We start from the raw sequence: 14,145 nt of genomic DNA on the forward strand, positions 1-14,145 counted from the left end.
TATATAGTAGTTGAAATTAAATGAATTTTATTTACAAAAATTCAAATGATTTTTTAAATATCGCTTTGACTTTTAAATATTTTCAATTCAGTTTATAATAGTATTAGATTTTCAAAATAAAATACAGGAGGATATATGGAAGAAATAAGTGCAGGTGGGGTTGTTATCAATAATGGTAATGTTGCTGTGCTTAAAAAGTTCCGTGGTGAATGGGTTCTTCCTAAAGGTAGGGTAGAGAAAGGAGAAAGCTTAGAAGAAACTGCAATTAGAGAAGTTTTTGAAGAATCGGGACTAAGAGCTGAGATTGTTAAGTATATTGGATATGTAAAATATAAATACAGACACATGGATGGCACGAAAGTTCTTAAAACAGTTCACTATTTTTATATGGTAACGAAAGATAATAATATTATCCCACAAAGAGAAGAAGGCTTTGCAGAAGGAGATTTTATGAATCTCGACAAAGCTTTAAGATATGTGCGTCACAGCGCAGAAAAAAATATGATAAAAACAGCTAAATCGTTTATAGAAAAAAGGTAAAGATATGAGCTTTTCATCTGATATTAAAACTGAAATAATAAGTAATCTTGATGACTATGATGTTTTAGCAATGCTATCAGCTTTTACTAAAACAATAGGAACTTTAAATTATAATTCATTAGGTGTAAAGATTACATTAAAAACAGAAAGTAATCCAGTTGCAAGATTGATCTTTTCTAATTTAAAAAAACATTACAATTATGAATGTGATATGAAAGTTATTCACAACAATAATCTTCGTAAGAAAAATATCTACGAAATATTGATTGATGATAAGATATCAAAACAATTTTGTGAAGATACGCACACTTCAACTAGCCCTTTTGACTTTGATTTGGGAATTGATGAAGAATTAATTGATTCTAATATCAAGAAAATTAGTTTCCTACAAGGCGCTTTTTTGGGGACGGGTTTTTGTTATGACCCATCAAAAATGTATCATTTAGAGATGATTTTCAAGCAAGAAAATGTTGGTAATCAAGTAAAAGATTTACTTCAAGGTTTTGGAATAAAATCTTCTATTTTTGAGAGAAGTGAAAATTATGTTTTGTATATCAAAGAAGCTGAAGCAATTTCTGATTTTTTGAGTTTGGCTAAAGCATATAATAGTGTTTTAAAACTTGAAAATATCAGAGCATTCAAAGATATAAAAAATAATGTCAACAGAAGGTTTAATTTTGAAACAGCAAATTTGAATAAAACGGTTGATGCTGCTTTGAAACAAAAGCTTATAATAGAAAAAATTGAAAACACGATAGGTCTTGAATCGCTAGATCCACTATTGTTGGAATTAGCTTATGCCAGAATAGAAAATCCAGATGTTTCATTAAAGGAATTAGGAGAAATGATGACTCCTAAGATTTCAAAATCTGGAGTTAGTTACAGACTTAATAAACTTAAAAAAATTGCTGATGATTTATAATTGTCAGCAATTTTTCTTTTAAAATAACCAAACTTATTATAAAATAAGGCTAAAGGAGTTTGAAATGATAGATACGTTTACGCATTTACATGTTCATACAGAATACAGTTTACTAGATGGATTTTCCCCAATAGAAAAACTTTTAGATAAAGTTGAAGAATTGCAAATGAAATCCATTGCTATTACTGATCACGGTAGTATGTTTGGAACAGTAAAGTTTTATAAGGAATGCAAAAAAAGAAACATAAAACCTATTATTGGTTGTGAAATCTACACGACTAATAAGGATCATAAAATTAAAAATCCAGAAAATAAATTCTACAATCATTTAGTTCTTTTGGCTAAAAATCAAATAGGTTATTCTAATTTGATGAAAATTGTGTCACTTGGATATGTTGAAGGATTTTATTATAAACCAAGGGTGGATAAGGATACTTTGAGAAAATATTCTGAGGGAATCATTGCTTTGTCTGCGTGTTTGAAAGGAGAAGTACAAGAATCTCTAATTAGATATGGATATGATAAGGCAAAAGATGTTGCAAAGGAATTAAAAGATATTTACGGAGAAGATTTTTACTTAGAATTACAAAACCATTCTTCTCGAGAAGATATGGTAGTTATGGAAAATATTCCAAAAATCGCTAAGGAATTAGATATCGGACTTGTGTGTACTAATGATGTTCATTATATCGAAAAAGAAGATTATAAAATACACAATATTTTGATTTGCCTTCAAACAGGCAAAACAATCGAAGAAGACAATAAAATGAGCTACATTCCAGGGGAGTTTTTTCTAAGAAGTGAAGAACAAATGAGAGATTTGTTCAAAGATTATCCCGAAGCAATCGAAAACACGAAAAAAATTGCAGAAATGTGTAATGTTGAACTTGAATTCGGTAATCTTCATCTACCTTATTTTGCGATTCCTGACGGCTTTACAAACAGTAGCTATCTAAAAAAACTTGTTTTTGACGGATTAGAAAAAAGATTTTCAAATGATGACAGATTAGAAGAAGCGAAAGAAAGATGCGAGTATGAGCTATCTGTAATTGAAAAGATGGGATATGTCGATTATTTTTTAATCGTCTGGGATTTTATTAGATTTGCAAAATCACAAGGCATTCCTGTTGGACCTGGACGTGGTTCTGCAGCGGGAAGTATTATAAGTTATTGCTTAGAAATTACAGATATCAATCCATTGGATTACAATTTGATTTTCGAAAGATTTTTGAATCCTGAACGTGTTTCTATGCCAGATATAGATATAGATTTTTGTTATGAAAGAAGAGAAGAAGTAATAGATTACGTAGTTAATAAGTACGGCGAAGATAAGGTGGCACAGATTGTAACTTTTGGAACAATGGCAGCTAGAAATGCTATAAGAGATGTTGGAAGAGTTCTTGCTATGGATTTTAAAACAGTGGATGACACGGCTAAGAAAGTTCCTAATCTTTTGAATATTAATATAGACAAATCACTAGAAATTTCTCCGGAATTTAGAAAAGCTTACGAAGAAAACCGTGATGTAAAAAAATTAGTCGATGTTGCACGAAGAGTTGAAGGAATGCCACGTCACACATCAACTCACGCAGCTGGTGTGGTTATTTCCAAGCTCCCAATCATGGAATATGTTCCGTTGGCAATTAACAAAGATGCTGTCATTACTCAATTCAATATGACAGAACTTGAAGAGCTCGGATTGCTGAAGATGGACTTTTTGGGTCTTAGAACTTTAACTGTAATCAGTGATTGCATGAAATTTATCAAAAAAAATAAAAATATAGATGTAAGCTTTGAAGATATGGACGAAAATGATCCTAAAGTTTTGTCAATGTTTACAGTTGCACAAACTCTGGGAATATTTCAATTTGAATCACAAGGCATGAGAAATTTCTTAAAAGAATTAAAGCCAACTAAATTTGACGATTTAATTGCTGCAAATGCTTTGTTTAGACCTGGTCCAATGAATGAAATTCCGACTTACATTCACAATAAACACAACGAAAAAGATGTTGAATATTTATCTCCGTTACTTGAAGATATTTTAAAACCAACTTACGGAACGATTGTTTACCAAGAGCAAGTTATGCAAATTGTACAAAAAATCGCGGGATTTAGCTTGGGAGAAGCTGACAATTTGAGACGTGCTATGAGTAAGAAAAAAATGAAAGTTATGGAAGATGGTAGAAAAGAATTTATCTTTGGAAAAGAAGATGAAGATGGAAATATTTTGATTGAAGGAGCTATTAGAAGAGGAGTCGGTGAGGATATTGCAAATAAAATCTACGATTTGATGATAGACTTTGCAAAGTATGCATTCAACAAATCTCACTCTGCAGCTTATTCATTAGTAGCAATGAGGACGGCTTGGTTAAAATATTATTATCCAGTAGAATTCTTAGCAGCGCTTATATCTTCGGTTATGGGAAACACTTCACAACTTTCGTTATATATTGAAGAAGCAAGAAGACTTGACATCAAAATTGAGGCGCCAGATATCAATTACAGTCTAGATAAATTTGATGTGAAAGATAATTCTATAATTTATGGATTGAAAGCTATAAAAAATGTAGGAACGAATTTAATAGAGCAAACAATTATTTCAAGAAATGAAAATGGTAAATTCAAAAGTTTTAGAGATTTTGTGGAAAGAATTTATGCAAAAGATAAATCAGCTATAAATAAAAGATCCATTGAATCGTTAATAAAAGCAGGAGCATTTACATCTCTAGGTGAAACAAGAGCTACATTAATGCTTCAATACCAATCTATCATTGACTCAGTTCAATCAGGTTTAAAAAACAACGTACCTGGTCAATCAAATTTGTTCGATATGTTTGAGTCCAAAGATGACGATGAACGAGACGATTTTACTAGAAGAAAAGAGTTCGATAAATCAGAACTTTTGAGAATGGAAAAAGAGGTATTGGGTATATATTTATCAGACCATCCTTTAAGAACTTACTCAAACATCATAGAGAAATATTCTAATTTTTCTACAGGGGACTTAGAAGATGATGCTTACAATGAGAAAAACTTCGACGGGAAAAGAGTTAAAGTCGTAGGAATAATTGAATCAATCAATAAAAAATTCACCAAAAATCAAAAGATAATGGAATTTGTTAAATTTGAAGATCTATATGGAACTATGGAATTGATAGTTTTTCCACAAAAGTACGAACAATATTCAGATATTTTAAATGAAGATGAAATTTTGATTGTGAGTGGAAGATTGAATATTATTGAAGGAGAAGATCCAAAAATTTTGGTAGATAACATTCAAAGTATCAAAACTATTTCAAACGTTGAAAAACAAGATGAAACACAGCCAAAATTATTTTTAAGAATTACAAAAAATATGCCAAGTTATATCTTGGATAAAGTCAAACCAATACTACTCAATAGCAAAGGAAATACTCAATCAAATATATATTTTGAAGAAAAGAAACAAAACTACTTGCTTGGAAATGAATTTAGAATTTCTTGTGAAGACAATACTATTGATCAATTAGTTTCATTATTAGGAAGAGAAAATGTAGTTTTAAAATAGAGGTTAATTATGAAAACAATAGCAATATTGACAAGTGGTGGCGATGCACCTGGAATGAATGCTTGCATTCGTTCTATAGCAAGAACTTGTATTTACAATGGAATAAGAGTAATGGGAATAAGATCTGGATATGATGGTCTTATGAATGGAAATATTTACGAAATGAATGTGTCTTCAGTTGCAGATATTATCCACAGAGGCGGAACTATTTTGGGTTCTGCTAGATGTAATGAATTTAAAACTGAAGAAGGTCAAAACAAAGGCGCACAAATATTAAAGGATTTCGGAATAGATGGACTAGTCGTTTTAGGTGGAGATGGTTCATTTAAAGGTGCAAGTGCACTAAGCAAAATAGGAATATCTACGATTGGAATTCCTTGTACAATTGATAACGATATGGGTTATACTGATTATACGATTGGATTTTTTACTGCCGTTGAAACAGTAAGTGATGCGATATCAAAATTAAGAGATACATCTTCAAGCCATGGTAGAGCAAATATAATTGAAGTTATGGGAAGAAATTGTGGAGATATTGCTCTTTATTCAGGTGTTGCATCTGGAGCAGAATCAATCCTAGTTCCTGAAGTAGAATTAAATATCGATGAAGTTACAGAAAAGATAGAACGAGGAAGAAAAAGGGGAAAGCTTCATCATTTAATCATGCTTGCTGAAGGAGTCGGTGGAGCTTACGATATTAAAGACATAATTGAAGAAAAAACAGGAGTTGAGACTAAAGTTACAATTTTAGGTCACGTTCAACGTGGAGGTACACCTTGTACTTTTGATAGATTAATGGCAACTCAAATGGGAAATTTGGCAGTAAAATTAATCATGGAAGAAAAAACAGGATTAGCAATCGCTATGAAAGACAATAAGATAATCACAGTTCCAATAGATGAAGCAGTAGCAACAAAAAGAAATTTCAGAGAAGATTTGTACGAAATATCTAAGGAAATTTCAATATAGATAGGAGTAAATATGTTAAAGAAAACTAAAATAGTCTGTACTATAGGTCCGGCATCAGATTCATTAGAGACTTTAAAAACATTGATGCAAAGTGGAATGAATGTGTGTAGATTGAACTTCTCACATGGAAGTCATGAAGAGCATTTACAAAGAATAAAAAACATAAAACAAGCACGAGAAGAATTGGATTTGCCAATAGCAATAATGTTAGATACAAAAGGGCCTGAAATTAGATTGGGAGATTTTGGAGTTGATCAAGTTCAACTTTCAATTGGTGATCAATTCACATTAACTACAAGAGATGTAACTGGAGATCAAAATATCTGTTCAGTGAGCTATAAAGGACTTCCAGATGATCTGGATATCGGGAAGAAAGTATTGATAGATGATGGATTAGTTGAATTAGAAGTTGTAGAAATAAAAGATACAGATGTGATTTGCAAAGTTAACAACTACGGTATTTTGAAGAGCAAAAAAGGAGTCAATATTCCTAATTCAAAAGTAAAATTACCAGCAATCACTGAAAAAGATATTTCAGATATAAAATTCGGAATTGAAAATGGAATTGATTATATAGCTGCATCTTTTATCAGAAAATCACAGGACGTATTAGATATTAGAAAAATTTTAGAACAAAATAACGGAAACGACATAAAAATAATATCTAAAATTGAATCGCAAGAAGGCGTAGATAATTTGGACGAAATAATCAACACTTCTGACGGAATAATGGTTGCAAGAGGAGACTTGGGCGTAGAAATTCAAACTGAAATTATGCCTATTGTTCAAAAAGAAATAATCAAGAAAACTTCATTAGCTGGAAAACCAGTTATAACTGCGACACAAATGTTAGACTCTATGATTAGAAACCCAAGACCAACCAGAGCGGAAGTTACAGACGTAGCGAATGCGATTTTGGACGGCAGCGATGCTGTTATGCTTTCTGGAGAGACTGCAGCAGGAAATTATCCAGTAAATGCAGTAAAAGTTATGAATGATATTGCAATTAATACTGAAAATTCTGAAGAGTTTAAAGAAGCTGCGAATAAAAGGTTGAAATGGTTGGACATTACAACAACGAATGCAATAAGTATTGCAACTAGAAGTATTAGTGAACAATTGGGAGCAAATGCAATTGTAGTTGCGACAACTTCAGGTTCAACAGCTAGAAATGTTTCAAAATATCGTCCGTTGTCACCAATAGTTGCAGCTACTACATCAGAAAGTGTAATGAGAAAACTATCTTTAATTTGGGGTGTTCATCCAGTTCTTAGCGAATTAAGTGAAAACACTGATGAAGTAATTGATAGATCAATTTCTGCGGGTATTAAAAAAGATTTGGTTCACGAAGGAGATTTAATTATAATCACAGCAGGCCTTCCGGTTGGAGTTTCTGGAACTACAAATTTATTAAAAGTTCACACAATTGGAGATATTTTGATTGAAGGAACAGGAATTGGTAAAAAATCCGTTACTGCAAAAGCAAGAGTTGCTAAAGGTGTAGAAGATTTGGCTTCTAAATTTGAAGATGGAAATGCAATTGTATTGTACAGTTTGGAAAGAGAATTCGTTCCATATATTCAAAAAGCTTCTGCAATTATTGTGGAAGAAGGTGGACTAACATCACCTGCTGCAATTGTTGGATTGCATTTGGGAATTCCAACGATTGTAGGATGTAAAGATGCTGTAAGAAAAATCAAAGATCAAGAAATTTTGACTATTGATCCAATAGCTGGGTTAGTTTATCGCGGAGCAGCCAAGATTTTATAACGGTAATGTGGTACAATAAACTTAGAGGTAGAAAATGAATACTGTAATATTTGATATGGATGGCGTAATAATTGATAGCGAAGTAATTTATATTGATTTTTTCAAAAAAGTACTTCAAGATTTTGACGTCGAAATATCTGAAGAAGATTTGTTTTCTCTTGCTGGTTTGAGTCAACAAAAAACCGATGAATTTTTGAAATCAAAACTTCATAGAAAACCTGAGGAAGTATATAGTTTGATGAAAAAATACATCGATGATGATAAAATAAACTACAGTTCTATAGTAATGGATGGATTTTATCCATTACTAAAAGAACTAAAAAGAAAAAATTTCAAGATTGCATTAGCATCTTCATCACCAAAAAAAACTATTAACAATGTTTTAGAAGAATTAGATATAAAGGATGAATTTGATGCGGTAATAAGCGGTGAGGATTTTGAAGAATCAAAGCCAAATCCCGAAATTTACATTAAAACATGTGAGATTTTGGGAGTACGTCCCAAAGATGCTATTGCAATTGAAGATTCTGATTACGGTATTGATTCTGCAAAGAATGCAGGATTAACAGTAATTGCCAGAAGAGAGAATAGATTTAATTTTAAACAAGACAAAGCTGATTTTATTGTCGATAATTTACAAGATATTAAGCTTATATTGGAAAAATTTGAAAAAGAAAAAAATGGCGTTTACAAAATCAGAAGAAAATCAAAAGAATTTGTAAAAGCAATGTTTTTTATTGATCGAGAATCTTTCAATGATAATGTGGATGATTGTGATATTTATTGTTTATATCGAAATGATAAAATGAAATCTGCAATCATAAAAAAACATGATAAAATAATATATAAGAATGTAGAATCAGAGTTGGATTATAAATTAATACTAGAAGGAATAGAAAATAAGGAAATAGATGAGATTAGATAAATTTTTAAAAAATTCAAGGATTATTAAAAGAAGAACTGTAGCAAAAACTGCTTGTGAATCCCAAAGAGTGAAAATCAATGACAAAATCGCTAAACCTGGAGACAACGTAAAAGTCGGAGATATAATTGAAATAAGTTTTGCTCAATCGGTTTTAAAGGCAAAGGTTACTGAATTGATAGATAATCCAAAGAAAGACGATGCAGATAAAATGTTTGAAACTTTAGGAGATTAAAATGAATGCCAGGGATAATCAGATAAGAAAAAGAAGAAAAAACGTTAATAAATTTAGAATAATAGTTTCTGCAATAACTATTTTTGCTTGTGTTACGTTGTTATTTACAATTTTTAAACAACAAATTCAAATCAGAAACATTAATAATGTTAAGTTGGAACAACAAACAAAAAAGGATGAACTTGAAAAAGAAATAAAAAAATTATCTGAAGATTCCAAAAACTTAGACAATCCTGAGTTGATAGAAAAATATGCCAGAGAAAAATTAGGTATGGTAAAACCTAACGAAGTTTTGATTAAGGATGAAAAGGAAAAACCAAAAAAAGATACAAATTTTACACCGTCGCCAACTTTTGACAAAAAGCCTGATAAATAATTATTGACACCGTTTTTTTAGTAGTATATACTGATATATAGTATTATATTAGGAGGAAGATATTGCGTATGTCTATATCAGTGGGCGATATTGTTGAAGGTAAAGTAACAGGAATTACTAAGTTTGGGGCATTTGTAGAATGCGAAGACGGAACTAAAGGATTAGTTCATATTTCACAAATTTCTAATGATTACATAGAAAAAGTTGAAGATGTGTTAAAAGTTAATGATGTAGTAAAATGTAAAGTTATGAGCATTGAAGATAATAAGGTTAGCTTTTCAATAAAGGAATGTCTTCCGAAAAAAGAACACAAAAAAGAATTTTCAAAGAAAACTTATTCAGAAGATGATAAGAATTCAAACAAAGAATCTAGCAAAGAATCAAGTTTTGATGATTTACTTTCTAAGTTTATGAAAGAAAGTAACGAGAGATTAGATTCTATTAGACAAAGAGAGAATAAAAAGTTTTCGAAGAAAAGAAAGTATAATTAGGAGTAACGCCGCAGATTTATGCGGCTTTTTTATTATTATGGATTTGATACACAAAATAAAAAATACTATCATCAGAGAAAACTTAATACAGAAGAACGACAAAATTTTGATAGGATTATCAGGTGGGGCAGACTCAGTATTATTATTCAATGTTTTATACCAACTAAAAGATGATTTAGGTTTTGAGATAAAAACATGCCACATTAATCATTCTTACAGAGTTACTGCCGATCGAGATGAAAATTTTTCAAGGGAAATATCTGAAGAAAATAATATTCAATTTTTTTCAAAAAAAGTAGATATGAAACAATTTTCCATCGATAATTCTATTAGTTTGGAAGACAGCGGTAGGATTTTAAGATATAATTGTTTCAACAAAATTTTAGAAACAGAGAATTTCAATAAGATTGCTGTAGCACACCACTTGGACGATCAAGTGGAGACTTTTTTCTTACATTTGTTTAGGGGAAGTGGAATTGATGGATTGTGTGGAATACAATATCGAAACAAAAATGTAATAAGGCCACTTTTAGATGTATCAAAAAATGAAATCCTAAATTATTTAGATAGCAATAATATTGAGTATGTAACTGATGAGACAAATTTCATAGCCGATGTTAAAAGAAATAAAATTCGACTTGAAATGTTGCCATATATTCAAGAAAATTTCAATAATTCTATAAATGAATCGATATATAGGACTATAAATATTTTACAAGATTCAAAAGAAATAATTGATGATATTACTAATCTTAAATTCGAAAAATTAGTTAGTCAAAGAAATGGTGAATATTCTATAGATGTAAAATTATTTGAAATCGAAAAGACCTCTATTCAAAGAAATATAATTAGAAAACTTTTAATTGAATTAAATGGGTCTAACCAAAACATTAGAATGGCTTATATAGATGATATTATAGAATTATTTGATTTAAAAAACGGAAGGGAATATATATTTAAAGACTACAGTTTTTTCAAAAGTTATGATAAAGTAATAATTAAGAAAATTGTAGACAACAAAAAAAGTCAAAGTGTTAAATTTGAACTTGGGACAATTATTTTTGGGGATTTTAAAATTAGCAGTTATCTAACGAAAAATACTAATATTAAACCTTCAAGAAATAAAATGATTTTTGATTCTAAAATTCTATCACATAATCTTGTTTTACGAAGAAGAGAAAATGGAGATAGAATTAAATTAAAGGGATTTACCAAGAAAATTAAAGATGTATTTATTGATAATAAAGTTTTACAAATTGAACGCGATAATTATCCCATTTTGAGCGATGAAGAAAATATATATGCCATTTTGTCGTTGAAAAGATCAAATTTGTACATGAAAAATTCTAACAGCAAAGAAGTTTTAGTTATAGAGGTGACTTATGAAAAGTAATTTATGTGATGCAGTCGAAAAGGTGCTAATACCAAAATCAGAAATCGACAAAAGAATTGAAGAATTAGGAAAAGAAATCACTGAAGAATACAGAGATAAGGGAGAACTTATCGTAGTTGGTATTCTAAGAGGCGCAGCGATGTTTATGAGTAATTTAACATTGAATATCGACTTAGAAGTTGGAATAGATTTTATGGCAGTATCAAGTTATGGACATTCTTCAGAATCTAGTGGAACTGTAAGAATCATCAAAGATTTGGAAGAAGACATCGCCGGCAAAAATATCCTTATAGTTGAAGATATTGTGGACAGTGGTCGCACATTAAATTACTTGGTTCGAAACTTAATGGATAGAAAAGCAAAATCAGTTAAGATAGCGAGTCTTTTGGATAAACCTGAAAGAAGAACTAACGAAGTTGATGTTCAATTCAAAGGTTTTACTGTACCAAACGAGTTTATAGTTGGTTATGGATTAGATTTTGCACAACAATTTAGAAATATTGAAGATATTTGCGTGTTGAAGAAATCTTTTTATGAAAAGGAGATTTAATGAAAAAAGTAACTAAAAGTTTAGCGATATATCTTGTTCCAATTATTTTAATAGCTTTTTTCGTGACTATGACTCAAAACAATACATTGAGCACAAAATATTTTACTGTCAACGAAATGATTGTAAATGTCAAGAAAGATAATGTTAAAGAAATTGTTGCAAGAGGAAATGATATAAAAGGCGTTCTAAAAGATAGCAAGGGTACTCCTTTTAGAATGTATATGCCCCCCGAAATGTGGGAAGTTTTTTACAATAATTATCTGAAGGAATCTGTTGAAAACAACAAGATCGTATTGAAGACTGAAAAAGATCCTGGCAAACCATGGTATGTTGATATAATGCCAACTATATTAATTATAGTCGGGCTTGGAATAATTTGGTTTATGTTTATGAATCAAACACAAAACTCTGGAAATTCTAAGGCTATGAATTTTGGAAAATCAAAAGCAAAACTCAACCAAGATTCAAAAGAAAAGGTTGTGTTTGCTGATGTAGCGGGATTAAAAGAAGAAAAAGAAGAATTGATGGAAATCGTAGATTTTCTGAAAAATCCTTCTAAGTATATAGACATTGGTGCAAGAATTCCTAAAGGAGTTTTGTTAGTGGGGCCTCCAGGAACTGGTAAAACATATTTATCGAGAGCAGTCGCAGGTGAAGCAAAGGTTCCATTTTTCAGTATTTCTGGTTCTGATTTTGTCGAAATGTTTGTTGGTGTCGGTGCATCGAGAGTTCGTGATTTGTTTGAACAAGCTAAGAAAAATGCTCCTTGTATCATTTTCATCGATGAAATAGATGCAGTAGGTAGAAAAAGAGGAGCAGGACTTGGCGGAGGCCATGACGAAAGAGAACAAACGTTGAATCAATTACTTGTTGAAATGGATGGTTTTGGAAAAAATGAAGGTGTAATTGTAATGAGTGCTACTAATAGACCTGATATTTTGGACAAGGCATTGTTGAGACCTGGAAGATTTGACAGAACTATTTATGTGGGACTTCCAGATGTGAGAGAGAGATTAGAAATATTAAAAGTTCACACAAAAAACAAAAAACTTAAATCAGATGTGGATTTGGAGAATATTGCAAAAACAACTACTGGTTTTTCTCCAGCTGATTTGGAAAATTTGTGCAATGAAGCAGCACTTCTTGCAGCAAGAAATAATGAAGCAGAAATTTCAAATGAAGTGTTCAAAGAAGCATCTATAAAAGTTGTTGCTGGTCCAGAAAAAAAATCACAAGTTGTAATAGAAAAAGAACGTGTGCTTACAGCTTATCACGAATCTGGTCATGCGATTGTATCCGGATTCTTGGAAGATAATGACAAAGTTCACATGATTACAATTATTCCTAGAGGAAGAGCCGGAGGATTTACGGCATATCTTCCACAAGAAGATGCAAAATTTATGACTAAAAGACAAATGCAACACAAATTGATTTCGCTTTTAGGTGGACGTGCAGCAGAAGAAGTTGTGCTTGACGATATTTCCACTGGAGCAAGTAACGATATTGAAAGAGCAACAAAAATCGCACATGCAATGGTAACAAAATACGGTATGAGTAAAAGATTGGGACCTATGATGTACGGTGGAGATGACGCTGAGGTATTTTTAGGTGAAGAGCTTGGTAAGAACAAGCAATATTCTGACAAAATAGCTTATGAAATTGATTCTGAAATGAGAGAACTAATCGATGAAGCGTACAACAAAGCTTTAAATATTTTAAATGAAAACATCGATTTGTTACATGCATTGGCAAACAGACTTTTAGAAAAAGAAACTATTGGACAAGAAGAATTCGAAGCTATATTCGACAAATACACTAAGACTAAAATTCACGAAAATGAACCAAAAGAATTAGTCGATGTAAGAAAAAAAGACGAGGAAATAGAAAACAATATAGAAAATCAGGAGAAATAATGAGCGCACAAAATATTATTAATGTGATGTATATATTGATTTTGCTTTTTGGATTGAAGCAAATGTACAATGTATATAAAGTCAAAAAAAATATTGGTAGAGTCATCAAAAACTTTAACCAAAGAAAAAGAGTTTTAATGATGGTTGCATCATATTCAATTGTAATATTGGGATTATTGTATCTTAACCAACAAAAAACATGGTTCCCATTAATTTATATATTACTTGGAGTTATATTCATTTATTTAACATACGAAAAAATCTCATTCACAGATAAAGGGATTTATTTCAATGGATTTTTGGCTGAGTATGAAGACATCAAACAATGGAAATACTCCAAAGATAAGAGGTTTTTGGAATTAACTTTGAAAAACTCCAAAGCTACTAACAAACTTATTCCGATCAATCCAAGCGATGCTTCTGAAATGCTAGTAATCATAAAAAAGAATAAGAAAAAACAATAAAATACTTGACAACAAAACTGTGATTAAATATAATAAAAAAAACACTATTT

The 14,145-nt window shown here is 30.7% G+C and carries 13 protein-coding genes; all 13 read left to right on the top strand.

The annotated features are described in order from the left end of the window. The first annotated feature begins 135 nt into the window (after positions 1–135). Complete coding sequence (locus tag GKG00_RS05285; RefSeq protein ID WP_002836712.1) at positions 136–540, top strand: NUDIX domain-containing protein; 405 nt, start codon at positions 136–138, stop codon at positions 538–540. A gap of 4 nt (positions 541–544) precedes the next feature. Continuing rightward, a complete protein-coding gene (gene whiA / locus GKG00_RS05290; RefSeq protein WP_094207279.1) occupies positions 545–1,462 on the top strand; it encodes a DNA-binding protein WhiA in 918 nt (305 codons plus the stop codon). Between the two features lie 64 nt (positions 1,463–1,526). After that, positions 1,527–5,012: a DNA polymerase III subunit alpha gene (locus tag GKG00_RS05295; protein ID WP_154254597.1), complete on the top strand. Its 3,486-nt coding sequence runs from the start codon at positions 1,527–1,529 to the stop codon at positions 5,010–5,012. 9 nt (positions 5,013–5,021) lie between these two features. Further along, the gene (gene pfkA / locus GKG00_RS05300) at positions 5,022–5,981 is read left to right on the top strand and encodes a 6-phosphofructokinase (protein WP_094207277.1); all 960 of its coding nucleotides are present in this window, start codon (positions 5,022–5,024) and stop codon (positions 5,979–5,981) included. 12 nt (positions 5,982–5,993) lie between these two features. After that, positions 5,994–7,751 (top strand): pyruvate kinase, encoded by a 1,758-nt coding sequence (pyk, locus tag GKG00_RS05305; RefSeq protein ID WP_154254599.1) that lies wholly within the window; start codon positions 5,994–5,996, stop codon positions 7,749–7,751. Positions 7,752–7,785: 34 nt separating this feature from the next. Further along, a complete protein-coding gene (locus GKG00_RS05310) occupies positions 7,786–8,676 on the top strand; it encodes an HAD family phosphatase (protein ID WP_154254601.1) in 891 nt (296 codons plus the stop codon). Beyond that, a complete protein-coding gene (locus tag GKG00_RS05315) occupies positions 8,663–8,908 on the top strand; it encodes an RNA-binding S4 domain-containing protein (RefSeq protein WP_094203802.1) in 246 nt (81 codons plus the stop codon). Before GKG00_RS05310 ends, GKG00_RS05315 begins: the two co-directional genes overlap by 14 nt. 1 nt (position 8,909) lies before the next feature. Further along, positions 8,910–9,284, top strand: a complete 375-nt coding sequence (locus GKG00_RS05320) for a septum formation initiator family protein (RefSeq protein WP_154254603.1) — start codon at positions 8,910–8,912, stop codon at positions 9,282–9,284. Between the two features lie 68 nt (positions 9,285–9,352). Next, positions 9,353–9,775 carry a S1 RNA-binding domain-containing protein gene (locus GKG00_RS05325; protein ID WP_094224835.1) on the top strand — a complete coding sequence of 141 codons (423 nt, stop codon included), beginning with the start codon at positions 9,353–9,355 and terminating at the stop codon, positions 9,773–9,775. A gap of 37 nt (positions 9,776–9,812) precedes the next feature. Further along, a complete protein-coding gene (gene tilS / locus GKG00_RS05330) occupies positions 9,813–11,168 on the top strand; it encodes a tRNA lysidine(34) synthetase TilS (RefSeq protein ID WP_154254605.1) in 1,356 nt (451 codons plus the stop codon). Continuing rightward, positions 11,158–11,718, top strand: a complete 561-nt coding sequence (hpt, locus tag GKG00_RS05335; RefSeq protein ID WP_154254607.1) for a hypoxanthine phosphoribosyltransferase — start codon at positions 11,158–11,160, stop codon at positions 11,716–11,718. Before tilS ends, hpt begins: the two co-directional genes overlap by 11 nt. Further along, positions 11,718–13,631, top strand: a complete 1,914-nt coding sequence (gene ftsH, locus GKG00_RS05340; protein WP_154254609.1) for an ATP-dependent zinc metalloprotease FtsH — start codon at positions 11,718–11,720, stop codon at positions 13,629–13,631. Before hpt ends, ftsH begins: the two co-directional genes overlap by 1 nt. After that, entirely contained in the window at positions 13,631–14,095 is a 465-nt protein-coding gene (locus tag GKG00_RS05345) for a DUF5673 domain-containing protein (protein WP_154254611.1), read from the top strand. The genes ftsH and GKG00_RS05345 overlap by 1 nt, the downstream gene beginning before the upstream one ends. Positions 14,096–14,145 lie beyond the last annotated feature (50 nt).

It is taken from the genome of Finegoldia sp. BIOML-A1 (assembly GCF_009678325.1).
In the GTDB taxonomy this organism is placed as follows: Bacteria; Bacillota; Clostridia; order Tissierellales; family Peptoniphilaceae; genus Finegoldia; species Finegoldia magna.